The organism is Vibrio sp. 10N.222.52.C3, from assembly GCF_041474195.1.
Lineage (GTDB): Bacteria > Pseudomonadota > Gammaproteobacteria > Enterobacterales > Vibrionaceae > Vibrio > Vibrio crassostreae_C.
Window position 1 is genome coordinate 1 of the sequence record NZ_JBFRTQ010000011.1, and the last position, 15,256, is coordinate 15,256.

Sequence of the window (15,256 nt, forward strand, 5' to 3'; positions counted from 1 at the left end):
GTATTTAAAGTTATTTTTTGTTAATAACTACCTCTATCACAGAAATTAATCCTGAAGCACATACAATTCCCTTGATTTCGAATGAGCGCTAAATTTTTTCGTTCGAGCATTTAAATTCTTCCTTCGCCCAATGATTATGAGGTTCCTATGTTTGGAATATTCAAACCTATGGCGCATATCGATCGCTTGTCATCAGATAAGATCGATAGCACCTACACACGACTACGATGGCAGCTGTTTCTTGGCATCTTCGTTGGCTATGCGGGGTACTACTTAGTCCGTAAAAACTTTAGTTTGGCGATGCCTTATCTCATTGAACAAGGTTTTAGCCGTGGAGAACTAGGGGTTGCATTAGCGGCGGTATCTATCGCTTACGGCTTATCTAAGTTCTTAATGGGCAGTGTTTCTGACCGTTCTAACCCTCGTTACTTCCTCAGCGGTGGCTTGTTAATGTCGGCACTGGTGATGTTCTGCTTTGGCTTTATGCCTTGGGCAACAGGCAGCATCACTGCGATGTTTATCCTGCTGTTCTTGAATGGTTGGTTCCAAGGTATGGGTTGGCCAGCTTGTGGGCGAACCATGGTTCACTGGTGGTCACGTAAAGAACGTGGTGAGATCGTGTCGGTATGGAACGTTGCTCACAACGTGGGTGGCGGTTTGATTGGTCCAATGTTCTTGTTGGGGCTGTGGGCTTTTAACGACGATTGGCGAACCGCTTTTTATGTTCCTGCATTTTTTGCCACTCTCGTTGCTATCTTTGTTTGGTTTACCGTAAGAGATACGCCTCAATCTTGTGGGTTACCACCGATTGAAGAACACAAAGACGATTACCCAGACGACTACGATACGTCTCATGAGAAAGAAATGACGGCGAAAGAGATCTTCTTCAAGTACGTTTTCTCTAACAAGCTGTTGTGGTCAATCGCGATTGCTAACGCGTTTGTTTACCTTATCCGTTATGGCGTACTCGATTGGGCTCCGGTTTATTTAAAAGAAGCAAAAGACTTCTCAGTAGATAAATCATCATGGGCTTACTTCCTGTATGAGTGGGCTGGTATTCCTGGCACGTTATTGTGTGGTTGGATTTCAGATAAGTTATTCAAAGGCCGACGCGCACCTGCAGGTATCTTGTTCATGGTTCTAGTGACAGTCGCTGTGTTGGTATATTGGTTAAATCCAGCGGGTAACCCAACGGTTGATATGTTGGCATTGGTTGCGATTGGTTTCCTTATCTATGGCCCTGTAATGCTGATCGGCTTGTATGCACTGGAACTTGCACCTAAGAAAGCGGCGGGTACAGCTGCTGGTCTAACTGGTTTGTTTGGTTACTTAGGTGGCGCGGTTGCTGCGAACGCAATACTCGGCTTTATGGTTGACCATTACGGTTGGGATGGCGGCTTCATTATTTTGGTCGGCGCTTGTGTGGCTTCAATCATCTGTCTGCTTTACGCCTTCTTAGGTGAGCGTGCGCACCATAAACAAAAAGATCTCGAACGAGAGAAAGAAGCGTTAGCTCAGTAGTGTATTTACTGAATCACATCTATAAATAACAACAGAGGCAGGTATATCCTGCTTCTGTTTTATCAAGGGAAACAATAATGAAAACAACGTCACTGTCTCTGACCTTATTAGCACTAAGCTTATCTGCAAATGCATTAGCAGATCCTTTAGTGATTGCGCATCGCGGTGCTTCTGGTTATTTACCTGAACACACATTACCCGCTAAAGCGCTCGCTTATGCAATGAAACCCGACTACATCGAACAAGATGTCGTGATGACCAAAGACGACCAATTGGTGGTTTTGCATGATCATTATCTAGACCGAGTCACCGATGTCGCGGATCGCTTTCCAACACGTGCTCGTTCAGATGGCCGTTACTACGCGATTGATTTTACGCTCGCTGAGATCAAATCATTAAAGGTGACCGAAGGCTTTAAGTTAGATGAACAAGGCAACAGAGTGGCAGGGTACCCAACGCGCTTCCCAATGTGGCAGTCTGATTTCCGTGTCGCTACCTTTGCAGAAGAAATCGAGCTGATCCAAGGCCTAAATAAGACCTTAGGTTATGACGTAGGCATCTATCCTGAAATTAAAGCACCTTGGTTCCATCGTCACGAAGGCAAAGACATCTCCAAAGCGGTACTTGCGACCTTGCATCAATATGGTTACCTATCGAAAGACGACAAAGTGTATTTGCAGTGTTTCGACGCCAATGAACTTCAACGCATTAATGATGAGCTCATGCCAGCGATGGAAATGGATCTTAAGCTCGTTCAGTTGATGGCTTATACAGATTGGAATGAAACCATGACGTACCAAGGTGACAAAGCAACGCCGTACAGTTACGACTGGATGTTTGAAGCTGGTGGCATGGAAAAAGTGGCGTCTTATGCGGAAGGAATAGGCCCTTGGAAGCCAATGTTGGTGGACGATGCATCGACCAAAGATAACATCATTATTAAACCGTTAATGAAGTCAGCAAAAGACGCGGGCTTAGATGTTCACCCGTACACGTTCCGTGCTGACCCAGGAAGAATCCCAGCTTATGCTGATAATTTTGATGGCATGTTGGATGTCTTCTACAACCAAGTCAAAGTTGATGGTGTGTTTACCGACTTCCCAGACAAAGCGGTCGACTTCTTGAACCGTTAATACCCCGTCAGTTACGATCTATTAGTAACGAGATACTAAGAGCCAAAAGCACCGACTAAAGGTGCTTTTGGCTCTTCTTTCACTTTTTGGATCTCCTTGTACTGGCCTCGAAATCCTACCTATATTCTTCTTTCTCAGCCCACATTTTGATATTCACTCGGTTTACAGCAATAACCTGACTTGATAGGTTACTCCCAATGCAGCCAGATGCTTAATCTATAAGTCTTTATCGGCTCAACCTAATATTGAATTTGGAAAGAGCATGGAAGAAAGAAGCAAAGCTTATCTTGATAGCTACCTCAACACATTACCAGCAGACGTTGCTTCGCAATACACCTCTTTTAGTGCCGACTATTACTGTGCTGATGAATACAACGCCAACCTCTGCGCCCAGTTAATTCTCAAGGGTGAAAAACAAGCGTCTTGCAGCCTTGAATATTGGTACAGCCATGAAGGCGAGACGAGACCAGCAGTTGGTCACTTGCAAGTCGTCACTGACTGGGATGGCAAGCCAGTTTGCATTGTAGAGATCACTTCAGTCTCACAGTGCAAATATAACGAAGTGACGGCGGAGTTTGCTGCTGCCGAAGGCGAGGGTGACAAAACACTCGAATGGTGGAAAGAAGCTCACTGGAACTTCTTCTCTCGTGAATGTGAAGAGCTCAAGATCTCACCAAGTGAAGACATGTTACTTATGTTGGAGCGTTTCAAAGTGGTTTATCAATAAAGGGTATTTTGTGTTTAGAAGATCGTGCTCCATAAACAGTAACAAGGTTGTCCATAATGAGCCTAACCGTCCGAGAAGTTTTTATAGGCTCGCTTAAACATTAGATAATTCATCGTATGCAGGAGGCAAGATGACAAAGCTAATCGAATTAACAGAAATAGTCTTATTCGACTGGGGCAATACGCTGATGGTCGATTTGCCAGCCGCACAAGGGAAGATGTGTGACTGGGAAACCGTACAAGAAGTGAGTGGTGCTCGTGCATTACTGGGGGAGTTGTCGAAAACTCATCTAGTTTATGTTGCTACCAATGCTGGTGATTCCAGTAAAGACGACATCATTCGAGCCTTTGAGCGTGTTGGCCTGTCTCAATATATCTTGGGTTACTTTTGTAAGGCGAGCATTGGCTTTTCTAAGTTCGAGTCGGGGTTCTATCCTGCCATTATTTCTAAGCTCGGTGTTTCACCACAAGAGATCACCATGGTAGGCGACACTCTAGAGAAAGACATTTACCCAGCACTTGAAGCGGGTTTGCAAGCGGTGTGGTTGAACACGGAAGGAGTTGATCTTAAGTCAGAGCATCCGAATATCGTACAAGTTCAAAACCTAAGCGAACTGTTGGAGAAACGCGATTAACTCTCTGATATTAAGTTCAGATAAAGCGCTTGTCCGTTTTGACGTAAACCTCTCATCTCTTTGCTGTTTAATCCTCTAAGCTAACTCTAGTTTCCACTATGAGGGCTAGGTTATGAGTGTCGAACGTCACGGAATATCGGTTGGAATTGAACGTGTTAGCGGTGAAACCATCGTTGTGTTCAAAGCGAAAGGCAAACTCACACACGATGACTATCAGGCAATGATGCCAATTCTAAATACCACGCTAGAAGAACTCGATTCATCTAAACTCAAGATGCTGGTCGATATCTCAACCTTAACAGGATGGGAGTTACGTGCAGCTTGGGATGATTTCAAATTGGGATTAGAGCTCAATTCGAAGATAGACAAAATCGCGATTTATGGTGATAAAAGCTGGCAAGAAATGGCATCAAAAGTCGGCAGTTGGTTTGTGTCCGGTGAGATTAAGTCATTCGAAGACCATGACTCTGCGCTTAAGTGGCTAGTCGATTGATTCTATCTGCGGACAGCTAGCTAACAATCCCTAAACAACGCCAATGACAGTAGACGAGCATTGTCTCGAAAGCTGTTATTTTTCGTTTTGGCGATGATATTTCCTATTCGATTCAATAGAATATGTTCACTGCTGGATGTAATATACGCCTAGCGCGATACGTTGTGCTAACCAAAATAATAAACACAATAACAAGGTCTAACGACATGCATAAGGTAATTGATAAGCTGGCTTGGATATTCATCAAAGACGGCGAGTTGTTGATGGTGAGATCAAAAGGCAAAGAACTGTTCTATCTACCGGGTGGTAAGCGTGAAGCTGGCGAAAGTGATGAGCAAGCACTGGTTCGCGAAATCAAAGAAGAGATCTCAGTCGATTTAGTGCCTGATTCCATCAAATACGTCGAGACGTTTACAGGCCAAGCTGATGGTAAAGCGGAAGGCGTATCAGTGCAATTGACTTGTTATCTTGCTGATTATACAGGCGAACTGTCTCCAGATGCTGAAATCGAAGAGCTTAAGTATGTGGATATCAACGACAGAGCGGTATGTTCATTGGCAGCACTGGTTGCGCTTGATTGGTTAGAAGCGAACCAGTACTTGGCTTAAGGTTTTAGCGGCTATTAGCTAATGCTGAAGATTGATCTTCAAAAGATCATCGCTTACGAATAGCTTGAAGGGCGGCTGTCTTTCATCAACAGGTCGAGTTTCCTTTGAGCTTTCTTCGTGTCTTGTAAATCCACCACCTCAATCATTTCACACTCATCTCGTACCATCTCATTAATTAGGCTTGGGTAGTGTCGGCAATCTTCTGGTCGGTCTAAGTAAATGCTACATGTGTACTTGGCTTGAGCCTTGGTGTCTTTCGTCGGAACCAGCTCCAGAAAAGGGCAGCGAGTTAAACGTTCGCCAGATTCAGGGTCGAACCAGATCTCGCTTCCTCGAACATATTCAAAGATGTCTGGGTTGAACAACTCCCACAAATCGATCTCTTCTTGAGTCGCGGCAAGGTCGCCATCTCCGTATTTGATACAGCATTTTCCGCATTGATTACAATCTTTCATTATCGACTTCATAAGTTGGTGAGCTTTTATCATTTTACCACTGATAGGCGTGGCACGTTGATTTTGTTGTTCATGGTTAAGCCGTTACGGGCGGGAACATGGAATGACGGCGCTTAAAATCAATTTATCTATGCACCACCACTCCAAACAAGGCTGTAAACAGTGATACAATTTGCGCCTAGCAAGTTATTAAAACAAGGCATAAAAATGAGAACCGTATACACCACCGAAGGCGACATCAACGCAAAGAAACAGAAAGACGCATACCCAAAGTTGGCGCTATGTGATAACTGCGTTCGAGACTATGTGGTGATTGCTCAAGGCGAACGTACTTATAAGCCATGCGCAAAATGTGGTGCCGACGATTAATGCGCCTTGATAAATACCTATGTAAAAGCACTGACCTAACCAAGCCTGAAGCGATTGAACGCATCCATAATGGCGAGGTGAACGTAAACAGTGAAACAGTCACCGATGAATCGACTCAGGTTCATGAAACCAACGCCATCTTGTTTAATGGCATGCCGCTTAAATTGCGTGAATTTCGATACCTCTTAATGCACAAGCCTGCGGGTACTATCTGTTCTAATGTCGATGAAGTTTATCCTTCACTGTTCAACTACATCGAGATAGACAAAGCATCAGAACTGCACATCGCAGGGCGCTTAGATGCCGACACAACAGGCTTAGTCTTGATTACCGATGATGGGCGATGGTCATTCAACATCACTCTGCCAACCAAGTCATGTAAGAAGGTATATCGCGTGACATTGTCACGAGATATCAAAGATGATGTCGCTGACAAGTTCAAAGCGGGCATTCAATTGCAGGGCGAACAAAAACTGACGCGTCCGGCAGAACTCGAAGTGATTACCAGTAAAGAAGTGCTGTTGACCATTACAGAAGGTAAGTTTCATCAAGTAAAACGAATGTTTGCTGCGGTAGGGAATCGAGTTGTTGGACTACACCGTGAGCAGATTGGTGATGTTCGTTTAGATGTTGAAGCAGGTCAGTGGCGTTATCTAACTAAAGCCGAAGTCGACTCATTTCAGCAAGACTCTGAGTAAACGCTGTAACCACTTAAAGCGTTAAGCGTGTCAGGACCAGAATATCAGCACTATAAGGATCTAGGATGGAAAACCTCAAAGTCTCAGAAATTAAGTCTTTCGTGCCCGCGAAAGACTTCGATTTATCTAAGCGTTTTTACCAGTCAATCGGCTTCGAAGTGATGTCTGAATTTCACGATATCGCCTATCTACGACACGGCAGTTGTGCGTTCCTTCTGCAAAATTTTTATGAACCTGCGCACTGTCACAATTACATGATGCACTTGCTGGTTGAAGACGTAAAAAGTTGGTATCAACACATTCAAAACTCTAATGTAGTGTCGGAATTTGAAGTCAACGTTTCCGAGGTTGTTGAACAGCCTTGGGGAATGCTTGAGTTTTGTATCACTGACCCAAGTGGTGTGCTGTGGCGTGTGGCTGAAAACATCAGGCCGCGTTAATTCATCCAACTTGCATTAAGGCCAGTGAAAACTTCAAATTATCCATCTGTTTCTTTATTTATGCCGACATAAGGCAATGATCAAATAGGTTCAAACATGGATATAAAGGCTAAAATGCACAGCCAAGACGTTTACTACTGTGACGACGTTGATTTGGTTGCTGAGCAAACTCAATGCTTAGAAGTGCTATACGATTTCAACCATACTCGCCCGAGCGAAGGTGATAAACGACAACAAATCATGAAGCAGTTGTTCGCCGAAGTCGGTGAGGGCTGCTACATTGAACCACCATTACATGCGAACTGGGGGCGTCACACGCACCTAGGCAACAACGTATACGTGAACTTTAATCTGACTCTGGTCGACGACACAGACGTATTCATCGGCGACAACGTGATGATAGCGCCTAACGTGACCATTGCCACCGGCACACATCCCATCAGCCCAGAACTCAGGCTAAAAGCAGCGCAGTTCAATGTTCCCGTTCGTATTGGTAACAACGTATGGCTTGGCGCGCACACAGTCGTACTTCCCGGTGTCACCATTGGTGAAAACTCAGTAATAGGCGCAGGCAGCATCGTCACCAAAGACATCCCAGCCAATGTCGTCGCAGTTGGCAACCCATGCAAAGTGATACGCGAAATCAACGAGAGCGACCGAGAGTATTACCACAAAGATCGCCGCATTCCCGATGAGTTAAAGTAAGTATTCCCCGTAGTAGCGTGATGGCTTCCCATCTCGTTATGCTATACAGAAAAACTTTACATTTTCCACATAGCTGAAATTAGCTGTGACATAAGCCATTGTTATGCAATGGCTAAGTTGCATATTGTTTATGCATCTAAGACACTAGAACGAATTATTCTGGATTTAAGTGCAGAATTTTTCTGTCTGGCAGCGCATAGATTAAGATTTTCATACAAGGAAGGTTTATATGTCTGATAATGGAATAGAGCTACACTGCAGTCAATGTAATCAAAAGACAATACATCGAAGACTAAATAGTTCGGAAATTGAGGCACAAAAAACCGTAAAGAATAGCCCAAAGCACAAAATTCTTCATTTTGTGTTTAGCGTATTACTCAACCAAAACAGCTCTAAATCAAACATCAGTTACTTCAAGTGTACTGTTTGTGGTTCAGAGTACAGAGATAATGAAAGCATGCCTCATGGCTGGAGCTAAACTCATCGTTATACTTTGTACTAACAAATCGCTTAACAAAGACTCCCAATGCGTGGCATTTTTAATATGTGTTGCGCTAAGTGTTCAAGGCGGGATGCGGGCGCTTTTGTATTGCGTTACTCATGCCTTAGCAAGGCGATATGCTCAAGGAGGGAGTTTTGCTCGATTTATTCAAAAAAGTGGTTCTCATTAACCTATCAGCTGCACTTGTGGTTATAGCTCTAGCCCAGTTTGTTCCCTTCTTCGCGACTACTCAGTTGATCGACTTCTTGTTCTTTGTTGTCATCGTTATATGGATTATAGCGAAACTAATGTGGGAAGGAGGCATCCATAGTAAGACAACTCGGTTAGATGATCCTAGAACAGATAAGGTCTACAAAATGGTAGAAGGGCATGATTTCGAAAAAGATCAGCACGATCACTATCGCATGAACTACCAGACAGGTTTGGTTTTCTTTATAGCCGGTCTACCTGCATTTATTACTTGTTTAGTTCTTCAATTTCATTGAGTACGAACATAACAATAAGCTTAATAAGATTCACAATGCATGGCATTTTCACTGTGCGTTGGTTTAAGTGTTTAAGATTATATTACGTTCCTGACCACTTAAGCGGGCATCATCTCCATCCAATTCTTCCAGAGTTAAAGTAACTATCCATATCGAGTCTTAATAGTTTGTTTAGGTTCACGGTGCTTTTCTTAACCATTTGTTAGAGTGACATTTCAATGAGCATGGAGGTTTTATAATGGGTACTGTAATCGGTTTGGTGATTCTAGTTGCGATAGATTGGTATCTTGTTCGTAAAACAGGGCTTCATATTCATAATTGGATTTCTAAAAAGTATGCCGCGTATCTGTCGGAGAAGGGAAACAAAAAATAACCTTTCTTATTAAGTCATCGGTATAAAAAGCGTTATCTGCTATTCATTTCACACACTGCAAAGATTGGAGGATTCATGAAAGGTAAAGGAAAGTGCCTATGTGGCTCAGTTGAGTTGGAAGTAGAGTACGCCAGTAATGAATTGGGGGCTTGTCATTGTAGTATGTGTAGGAATTGGTCTGGCGGTCCGATGTTAGTCATTGATTGCTCTGATTCCGTCAAAATATCAGGTGAATCAAATGTAGTGAGATATAAGTCATCCGATTGGGCTGAGAGAGGGTTCTGCGGTAAATGTGGTACTCACTTGTTTTACTTTTTAGTGCCAAATAATCAGTATCACCTTCCTGTCGGTTTATTGATGTCTGGGGATGACTACAAGTTAACTCATCAGATATTCATCGATGAAAAGCCCGAATACTACGAATTTAAAAATGAAACACATAATATGACTGGTGCAGAGGTATTTGCGCACTTTGAAAGTGGAGAGTAAATATGAAGCGAGATTTTTCTAAATTAGCGACAACCGATTACGGAAACATACTAAGTAACGATCACTTTATTGACTTTAGTATTGGTCCTCTTTGGCAGGGAATGCCACGAATTTTTGGAGAAGCGTTTACTGTCCAGTTAACGTCTGGTGATAATTTAATGCTTCATTCAGCCATATACGAAGCACCAGAAGGTTCCATCATTGTAGTGGATGGAGTTGATAGCGAATATGCCGTAGCCGGCGGTAATGTATGCGCAGTCGCGAAGAATCGAGGTATCAAAGGCTTTATTATTGATGGTGTCATTCGAGATTTGGGTGAAATTTCAGATATGAAGTTTCCAGTTTTTGCGAAAGGTGTTCATCCTGTACCGGGAAAGAAAGAGGTCTATTCTGAACTGGGCGCTCCAATCACTTGCGGGGGAGCAAAGGTCTCTACGGGAGATATCATTGTTGCTGATGTAGAGGGTATTGTCGTTATTCCCAAATCAAAGAAAGACGAAGTGTTTTTAATGGCTTCAAAGAAAGCAAGTGAAGAGGCGTCATTAACGCTCGCTGAGTGGGAAGCAAATCACAGGGCTAAAATAGCCCAAGCAATAACGTCTGCGAAACAAAAAACTTAATTGGTGCAGCAAGTTGATTTGTAATGCGTGGCATTTGTCATCAATTAACAGGCGTTAGGCGACAACGAATAAATTCATCCATGGAGAAGAGAGTGATCGTACGGACTGCGACGAAAGAAGACTCAAGTGTCTTGTTAGAGTTTATTGAACAAAAAGCTGACTTTGACCGGAGTATGAAAGGGTTTAGTGGTGAAATCTCGACAACTATAGAGAAAATCGAACGCACATTATTTGGTGATTACGCATTTGCCCATGCATTAATATTAGAACGGAATTGTGAGCCTTTTGGCTTCGCACTGTATCACTATCGATATTCATCCTTCAGTGGAGAGCCATCAATCTGGCTTGACGACCTATTGGTTACAGGAAATCAAAGATCACAAGGGTATGGCCGTGAACTTATGTTGGCTTTAAAGTCACAAGCGGAGTCATCATATGCCTCTCACATCTCATGGACGGCAAGTCCACATAATAAGAAAGCGCATGATTTCTACAAAAGGTTGGGTGCAGAGGTTGAGCGAATGGATGGTCAAAGACCTTATTTCCGTTGGGCAATGTGCGATTCGTAAATGAATCAAAAGGGAACTATGAAAATAACGACGCTGGTTGATAACTCTCGACTGGATAACAGGAAAGATTTAGCCGTTGAGCGCGGACTATCACTGCATATTGAAACTGAATCGCTAAAGATCTTGTTCGATATGGGAAGTGGCGATACGTTTTGTCAAAACGCACCATTACTGGGTATTGATATTAAAGATGTAGACCTCGCTGTCATATCACACAGGCATCATGATCATTGTAATGGCACCGCTGATTTTGTTGCTCATAACTCTAAAGCCAAAGTGTTTCTGAAAAATTGCGAACAGAAAAGCTATCATTTCCGGGCTTTCGGTTTCAAAAGTGATGTCGGGATCAATCCGGACTTACTAGAAAACAGCAACGAGCGGTTAGTCTTCGTTAATCGTACTACTGAGATCGCCCCAAATGTCTTTGCTATCACAGATATTAGCGTGAAACACGAACAACCTAAGGGTAATAAATACCTTTATACACAGTCGGAAAATCGACGGGAGCGCGACTCATTTGATCATGAATTACTGTTAGTGATTAAAGAGCCAGATGGTTTAGTTATATTCACGGGATGTGCGCATAGTGGCGTTCTTAATATGGTTGATACAGCGGTTACTCTGTTCCCAGGAGAGAGAATAAAAGCGGTTGTCGGGGGCTTCCATCTAGTGGGCTTACCATTGTTCAATAGTATTGGTGGCACAAAGCAAGACATTAGAGATCTTGGATTGACGTTGTCTCAATACCCCATTGATAAACTGTATACAGGGCACTGCACAGGCAAGAAAGCTTATGAGTTGTTGAAAGAAGTATTAGGCAAGCGTCTGGAAGCAATGCCGACAGGTCGGCGTATTCATGTGTAGCGTTGGTCAAACCTTAGATGGATGTTAGTTAGGTCACGATGAATAAACAAAAACTAAAGAACCTCATTCAACAAGTTCCTGAGCTAATCGAAACAGCCAACGTATGTCGTGAGGTGGGTTTGCCAAACTTCTATATTGCAGGCGGCGCCATCACTCAAATAATCTGGAATGATATCGAAAACAAACCGCTTCTAGACCAAGTTAAAGACTTAGATATTGTCTATTTCAATAATGCATCAGCCCTCACTGAGGACGAATTCAAAAACCGCATTCGTTCGCGGTTAAGTCATCGTGTCGACGTGGATGTAAAGAACCAAGCGACCATCCATGAGCGTTACGCTAAGAAGTTCGGTTGCTTGATTCAACCATACGATCGTGTTGAACAAGGTATCAAGTCTTGGCTTTCTGCGCTTGCTATCGGGTTTACTCTGGATGATTCAGGCGATATCAAGTTGTTTGCACCATACGGTGTAGAGGACGCGTTTGATATGCTGATTAAACCGAATAAGCGAGCAATGACAGAAGCGAACTACAACAAAATGACCGCTGGTTATAAGGCTAGATGGCAGCAAGTAAAAGTGTTTCCTTGGGTGTGATCGACAGAGCTTTACGAGATCATTCTCAACATTTGGTATTTAACTCGGCTTGGCGCTAGTGGTAAGTTTGAGCGTAATCTCGGCATTGTTAGTCACTTAGCTGTTCGTTTGTCTTTTGGTAAGAATTAAGGAGTTTTAAGTGAGTCAGGAAGTAAGAGTAGGTATCGCTGCGGTTATTCTACGTGAAGGGCGAGTGTTACTTGGAGAGCGAATTGGTTCTCACGGAGCTCATACGTGGGCAACGCCGGGCGGACACCTTGAGTGGGGTGAGAGCATTGAAGAGTGTGCCAAACGCGAAACACTCGAAGAGACTGGCCTCGTTGTTAGTGGATTTGAAAAGCTCTCTTTTACCAATGATATTTTTGAGAAAGAGAACAAGCACTATATAACGCTGTTTGTTGTGGCTTCTGATGCTAGCGGCAAACCACAGGTGACAGAGCCTGATAAATGTAAGCAATGGAAATGGTTTAAGCTCGATGATTTACCAGAGCCATTGTTTCTTCCTCTGACGAATCTGTTGAGCGATCCAGTCATCCTTGGGAAGCTAGCGCAGTAATACAAATTGTGAGTCTGTTGCTGTGTGAATAAAGGGAATAATCAAACGGAATTAAGGAGATGTTCGATGTTCAAGTGTCCAAATTGTGGGGCGTCGGTTTCTATTAAAGAGAAATCCAAGCTGGATCCTTCCAAATACATGCCATGTAAACAATGCGCTCAAGTATTGAAGCCCTTTACTGTTTATTACTATTCACTCTTTTTTGTCGCGCCTTTCTCGTTTTCGATATCAATGAATTATGCTGGGTTTAGCACTTTAGGTGCCATTGTGCTTAGTTTTGTATTGGTTTACGTATTGTTAGTGTGTCAGCCAATAAAGAAAACATCACAATAGCGCCCTTGCATTAAAAGAAGATGATTAATCAGCAATAAAATAATGAGAATGGTAAATCATGACATTACGAGTAGTTCCAGAGCTTTATTGTTTCGATATTAATGTGAGCAAATCCTTCTTTGTCGATGTGTTAGGGTTTGAAGTTAAATACGAACGCCCAGATGAGGAGTTTGCTTATCTAACGCTTGATGGTGTTGATGTGATGCTTGAAGGGATTGCGGGCAAAAGTCGAAAATGGCTTTCAGGTGACCTAGAGTTTCCGTTAGGGCGTGGTGTTAACTTCCAATGGGATGTTATCGACATCGAGCGACTTTATCAGAGAGTTAACGAAAGCGCCGCTGATTCTATTTACTTAGCGTTAGAGTCGAAGTCTTATCAATGTGGGGATTCGATCGCGACTCAGAAGCAGTTCATCGTTCAAACTCCTGACGGTTATCTCTTTAGGCTCTGCCAAGATATTCATTAAGTCATGACCTTTTAGTTGGATACCAAATGCTGGTCTTTACTCGAAATTATTGGATGGACTAAACGTATTAACTGAGTACTAAGGTTGCATTTCCCAAAATACGGTTCTCGAGATACTAGCGATGAGCTCTAGTCGGTTCTTCGTGGGTGCTATACAGAAGGAACAACAATGATAACTATCGAAAGGCTTGAAGATTCACATGTGGCGTTAGTTCAGGCCATCCAACTCGCCGATGAACAGGTTAAGTTCGCTGGTACAGCTGCAGAGTTTTTATTAGACGGCAGTGAAACGACGCACTTGCACGTGATTAAGTCTGATAACGAAGTTGTGGGTTTCTTTAAGCTGGATATCGCTTACGCAGAGCGCTACGAATTCTGCCCTGAAGGAAGCATTGGCTTGAGAGCTTTTGTGCTTGATAAAAACCAGCAAGGTAAAGGTTTAGGAACAGGCACGGTGAAGGCTTTGTTTCCGTATTTAAAAGCGAATTACTCAGCGTATGAGTCGATTTACTTAACTGTGAATTGCAAAAATCCGGCAGCATTCAACTGTTATAAGAAAGGCGGCTTCGAAGATATCAATCAACAGTATTTAGGTGGCGCAGCAGGCCCGCAATTTATCATGCGCGGTCGAATTGCTTAGTAATAAATTATTGATGAGAAACACCTGCACAGCTGTATGCAGGTTGAGAGTCTTAAAGAACACGAGAAGGAAATTTGATGAAGGTTCAATATCTTGAAGTGGTTACCCCAGAGGTCGATGTCGTTTGTGCAACATACGCTCAGCTCTACAACGTGAAATTCAGTTGTGCAGATGTGAACCTTGGTGGGGCGCGCACTGCAAAGCTATCTAATGGCGGGGTAATTGGCATTCGAGCACCGCTTCGTGAAACTGAAGAACCAACTGTTCGTCATTACACGTTGGTTGAGGATATTCAGTCTGCAGTAACTGCAGCCGAGAAACTAGGCGCCGAAGTTGCGGTGCCGCCAATGGAGTTACCACGTCACGGGATGTGTGCCATTGTCATTCAAGGTGGCGTCGAGCTCGGATTCTGGCAGTTATAAATGATGTATACCTTTTAGATTGTGACGGACGAGATACTACGATTTATGATGCGACACCTAGTGTCTTTACCTGCTTCATGGCATCATTCCACGCAGCTAAAACCCCAACAAGGTATGTTATGAAACAGAATATTGTCCACATTGCACTCGTGGTAAAAGACTACGATGAAGCGCTTGATTTCTATGTAAACAAGCTTAAGTTTGATCTCATCGAAGACACGTATCTGCCAGAAGAAGATAAGCGCTGGGTTGTTGTTGCTCCACCAAATTCAACCGGTGTGAGCCTGTTACTTGCTAGAGCTTCCAAGCCAGAGCAACTCGATTTCATCGGCAACCAAGCTGGTGGACGCGTATTCCTATTCTTAAACACCGATGACTTCTGGCGTGATTACGAACGTATGACGTCTTTGGGCATTAACTTTGTCCGAGAGCCTAAAGAGCAAGGCTACGGCACCGTTGCTGTGTTTGAAGATCTTTACGGTAACTTGTGGGATCTGCTTCAGTTAAATCCTGAACACCCTATGGCTAACAGGTAGATAAGCTTAGCCCACAACCATCG

The 15,256-nt window shown here is 43.3% G+C and carries 23 protein-coding genes; 22 read left to right on the plus strand and 1 reads right to left on the minus strand.

Going from position 1 to position 15,256, the window contains the following annotated elements; all coding sequences use genetic code 11:
- Positions 1 to 147 precede the first annotated feature (147 nt).
- The 6 genes from glpT (at position 148) to AB4517_RS01455 (ending at position 5,116) form a co-directional block, all read left to right on the plus strand.
- Entirely contained in the window at positions 148 to 1,521 is a 1,374-nt protein-coding gene (glpT, locus tag AB4517_RS01430) for a glycerol-3-phosphate transporter (protein WP_052878355.1), read from the plus strand.
- Between the two features lie 77 nt (positions 1,522 to 1,598).
- On the plus strand, positions 1,599 to 2,654 hold the full coding sequence (glpQ, locus tag AB4517_RS01435; protein WP_372147780.1) for a glycerophosphodiester phosphodiesterase: 1,056 nt from the start codon (positions 1,599 to 1,601) through the stop codon (positions 2,652 to 2,654).
- 262 nt (positions 2,655 to 2,916) lie between these two features.
- Positions 2,917 to 3,381 (plus strand): ASCH domain-containing protein, encoded by a 465-nt coding sequence (locus AB4517_RS01440; RefSeq protein ID WP_372147781.1) that lies wholly within the window; start codon positions 2,917 to 2,919, stop codon positions 3,379 to 3,381.
- A 130-nt stretch (positions 3,382 to 3,511) separates the two neighbouring features.
- Entirely contained in the window at positions 3,512 to 4,015 is a 504-nt protein-coding gene (locus AB4517_RS01445) for an HAD family hydrolase (protein WP_372147782.1), read from the plus strand.
- A 112-nt stretch (positions 4,016 to 4,127) separates the two neighbouring features.
- Positions 4,128 to 4,508 carry an STAS/SEC14 domain-containing protein gene (locus AB4517_RS01450; protein WP_102428721.1) on the plus strand — a complete coding sequence of 127 codons (381 nt, stop codon included), beginning with the start codon at positions 4,128 to 4,130 and terminating at the stop codon, positions 4,506 to 4,508.
- Between the two features lie 206 nt (positions 4,509 to 4,714).
- Positions 4,715 to 5,116: an NUDIX domain-containing protein gene (locus tag AB4517_RS01455; protein ID WP_372147783.1), complete on the plus strand. Its 402-nt coding sequence runs from the start codon at positions 4,715 to 4,717 to the stop codon at positions 5,114 to 5,116.
- Positions 5,117 to 5,169: 53 nt separating this feature from the next.
- Here AB4517_RS01455 and AB4517_RS01460 read toward each other — a convergent pair whose 3' ends face one another.
- On the minus strand, positions 5,170 to 5,571 hold the full coding sequence (locus tag AB4517_RS01460; protein WP_017065706.1) for a YkgJ family cysteine cluster protein: 402 nt from the start codon (positions 5,569 to 5,571) through the stop codon (positions 5,170 to 5,172).
- A 207-nt stretch (positions 5,572 to 5,778) separates the two neighbouring features.
- Here AB4517_RS01460 and AB4517_RS01465 point away from each other — a divergent pair, with 207 nt between their 5' ends.
- The 16 genes from AB4517_RS01465 (at position 5,779) to AB4517_RS01540 (ending at position 15,233) form a co-directional block, all read left to right on the plus strand.
- The gene (locus tag AB4517_RS01465; RefSeq protein ID WP_012604036.1) at positions 5,779 to 5,940 is read left to right on the plus strand and encodes a hypothetical protein; all 162 of its coding nucleotides are present in this window, start codon (positions 5,779 to 5,781) and stop codon (positions 5,938 to 5,940) included.
- Positions 5,913 to 6,638: a pseudouridine synthase gene (locus tag AB4517_RS01470; protein ID WP_372055890.1), complete on the plus strand. Its 726-nt coding sequence runs from the start codon at positions 5,913 to 5,915 to the stop codon at positions 6,636 to 6,638. The genes AB4517_RS01465 and AB4517_RS01470 overlap by 28 nt, the downstream gene beginning before the upstream one ends.
- 65 nt (positions 6,639 to 6,703) lie before the next feature.
- Positions 6,704 to 7,078 (plus strand): VOC family protein, encoded by a 375-nt coding sequence (locus AB4517_RS01475; protein ID WP_017083580.1) that lies wholly within the window; start codon positions 6,704 to 6,706, stop codon positions 7,076 to 7,078.
- 96 nt (positions 7,079 to 7,174) lie between these two features.
- Positions 7,175 to 7,783, plus strand: coding sequence for a sugar O-acetyltransferase (locus AB4517_RS01480; RefSeq protein ID WP_061024768.1), 609 nt, complete (start codon positions 7,175 to 7,177; stop codon positions 7,781 to 7,783).
- Positions 7,784 to 8,419: 636 nt separating this feature from the next.
- On the plus strand, positions 8,420 to 8,770 hold the full coding sequence (locus AB4517_RS01485; protein ID WP_059019687.1) for a hypothetical protein: 351 nt from the start codon (positions 8,420 to 8,422) through the stop codon (positions 8,768 to 8,770).
- Between the two features lie 238 nt (positions 8,771 to 9,008).
- Positions 9,009 to 9,143 carry a hypothetical protein gene (locus AB4517_RS01490; protein WP_086969968.1) on the plus strand — a complete coding sequence of 45 codons (135 nt, stop codon included), beginning with the start codon at positions 9,009 to 9,011 and terminating at the stop codon, positions 9,141 to 9,143.
- A gap of 75 nt (positions 9,144 to 9,218) precedes the next feature.
- Positions 9,219 to 9,632, plus strand: a complete 414-nt coding sequence (locus tag AB4517_RS01495; RefSeq protein WP_017068325.1) for a GFA family protein — start codon at positions 9,219 to 9,221, stop codon at positions 9,630 to 9,632.
- Positions 9,633 to 9,634: 2 nt separating this feature from the next.
- Complete coding sequence (locus AB4517_RS01500; protein ID WP_372147785.1) at positions 9,635 to 10,252, plus strand: RraA family protein; 618 nt, start codon at positions 9,635 to 9,637, stop codon at positions 10,250 to 10,252.
- Between the two features lie 80 nt (positions 10,253 to 10,332).
- Positions 10,333 to 10,821, plus strand: coding sequence for a GNAT family N-acetyltransferase (locus AB4517_RS01505; RefSeq protein ID WP_029406105.1), 489 nt, complete (start codon positions 10,333 to 10,335; stop codon positions 10,819 to 10,821).
- 18 nt (positions 10,822 to 10,839) lie between these two features.
- A complete protein-coding gene (locus tag AB4517_RS01510) occupies positions 10,840 to 11,685 on the plus strand; it encodes an MBL fold metallo-hydrolase (RefSeq protein ID WP_029235170.1) in 846 nt (281 codons plus the stop codon).
- Between the two features lie 38 nt (positions 11,686 to 11,723).
- Entirely contained in the window at positions 11,724 to 12,281 is a 558-nt protein-coding gene (locus AB4517_RS01515) for a nucleotidyltransferase family protein (RefSeq protein WP_102333296.1), read from the plus strand.
- Positions 12,282 to 12,420: 139 nt separating this feature from the next.
- Complete coding sequence (locus AB4517_RS01520; protein WP_102398031.1) at positions 12,421 to 12,837, plus strand: NUDIX hydrolase; 417 nt, start codon at positions 12,421 to 12,423, stop codon at positions 12,835 to 12,837.
- A 391-nt stretch (positions 12,838 to 13,228) separates the two neighbouring features.
- Positions 13,229 to 13,636, plus strand: a complete 408-nt coding sequence (locus AB4517_RS01525; protein ID WP_102398033.1) for a VOC family protein — start codon at positions 13,229 to 13,231, stop codon at positions 13,634 to 13,636.
- A 168-nt stretch (positions 13,637 to 13,804) separates the two neighbouring features.
- On the plus strand, positions 13,805 to 14,275 hold the full coding sequence (locus tag AB4517_RS01530) for a GNAT family N-acetyltransferase (protein WP_372147786.1): 471 nt from the start codon (positions 13,805 to 13,807) through the stop codon (positions 14,273 to 14,275).
- Between the two features lie 77 nt (positions 14,276 to 14,352).
- The gene (locus AB4517_RS01535) at positions 14,353 to 14,697 is read left to right on the plus strand and encodes a VOC family protein (RefSeq protein WP_372147787.1); all 345 of its coding nucleotides are present in this window, start codon (positions 14,353 to 14,355) and stop codon (positions 14,695 to 14,697) included.
- A gap of 119 nt (positions 14,698 to 14,816) precedes the next feature.
- A complete protein-coding gene (locus AB4517_RS01540; protein WP_017061801.1) occupies positions 14,817 to 15,233 on the plus strand; it encodes a VOC family protein in 417 nt (138 codons plus the stop codon).
- Positions 15,234 to 15,256: the final 23 nt, after the last annotated feature.

What these genes read in the sequence shown, in the direction of transcription:
- AB4517_RS01525 (WP_102398033.1), top strand. Translation starts at nt 13,229, where the DNA reads ATGACATTACGAGTAGTTCCAGAGCTTTATTGTTTCGATATTAATGTG.
- AB4517_RS01500 (WP_372147785.1), top strand. Translation starts at nt 9,635, where the DNA reads ATGAAGCGAGATTTTTCTAAATTAGCGACAACCGATTACGGAAACATA.
- AB4517_RS01445 (WP_372147782.1), top strand. Translation starts at nt 3,512, where the DNA reads ATGACAAAGCTAATCGAATTAACAGAAATAGTCTTATTCGACTGGGGC.
- AB4517_RS01440 (WP_372147781.1), top strand. Translation starts at nt 2,917, where the DNA reads ATGGAAGAAAGAAGCAAAGCTTATCTTGATAGCTACCTCAACACATTA.
- AB4517_RS01535 (WP_372147787.1), top strand. Translation starts at nt 14,353, where the DNA reads ATGAAGGTTCAATATCTTGAAGTGGTTACCCCAGAGGTCGATGTCGTT.
- AB4517_RS01505 (WP_029406105.1), top strand. Translation starts at nt 10,333, where the DNA reads ATGGAGAAGAGAGTGATCGTACGGACTGCGACGAAAGAAGACTCAAGT.
- AB4517_RS01495 (WP_017068325.1), top strand. Translation starts at nt 9,219, where the DNA reads ATGAAAGGTAAAGGAAAGTGCCTATGTGGCTCAGTTGAGTTGGAAGTA.
- AB4517_RS01465 (WP_012604036.1), top strand. Translation starts at nt 5,779, where the DNA reads ATGAGAACCGTATACACCACCGAAGGCGACATCAACGCAAAGAAACAG.
- AB4517_RS01455 (WP_372147783.1), top strand. Translation starts at nt 4,715, where the DNA reads ATGCATAAGGTAATTGATAAGCTGGCTTGGATATTCATCAAAGACGGC.
- AB4517_RS01515 (WP_102333296.1), top strand. Translation starts at nt 11,724, where the DNA reads ATGAATAAACAAAAACTAAAGAACCTCATTCAACAAGTTCCTGAGCTA.
- AB4517_RS01480 (WP_061024768.1), top strand. Translation starts at nt 7,175, where the DNA reads ATGGATATAAAGGCTAAAATGCACAGCCAAGACGTTTACTACTGTGAC.
- AB4517_RS01530 (WP_372147786.1), top strand. Translation starts at nt 13,805, where the DNA reads ATGATAACTATCGAAAGGCTTGAAGATTCACATGTGGCGTTAGTTCAG.
- AB4517_RS01540 (WP_017061801.1), top strand. Translation starts at nt 14,817, where the DNA reads ATGAAACAGAATATTGTCCACATTGCACTCGTGGTAAAAGACTACGAT.
- AB4517_RS01510 (WP_029235170.1), top strand. Translation starts at nt 10,840, where the DNA reads ATGAAAATAACGACGCTGGTTGATAACTCTCGACTGGATAACAGGAAA.
- AB4517_RS01460 (WP_017065706.1), bottom strand. Translation starts at nt 5,571, where the DNA reads ATGAAAGATTGTAATCAATGCGGAAAATGCTGTATCAAATACGGAGAT.
- AB4517_RS01470 (WP_372055890.1), top strand. Translation starts at nt 5,913, where the DNA reads ATGCGCAAAATGTGGTGCCGACGATTAATGCGCCTTGATAAATACCTA.
- glpQ (WP_372147780.1), top strand. Translation starts at nt 1,599, where the DNA reads ATGAAAACAACGTCACTGTCTCTGACCTTATTAGCACTAAGCTTATCT.
- glpT (WP_052878355.1), top strand. Translation starts at nt 148, where the DNA reads ATGTTTGGAATATTCAAACCTATGGCGCATATCGATCGCTTGTCATCA.
- AB4517_RS01490 (WP_086969968.1), top strand. Translation starts at nt 9,009, where the DNA reads ATGGGTACTGTAATCGGTTTGGTGATTCTAGTTGCGATAGATTGGTAT.
- AB4517_RS01450 (WP_102428721.1), top strand. Translation starts at nt 4,128, where the DNA reads ATGAGTGTCGAACGTCACGGAATATCGGTTGGAATTGAACGTGTTAGC.
- AB4517_RS01475 (WP_017083580.1), top strand. Translation starts at nt 6,704, where the DNA reads ATGGAAAACCTCAAAGTCTCAGAAATTAAGTCTTTCGTGCCCGCGAAA.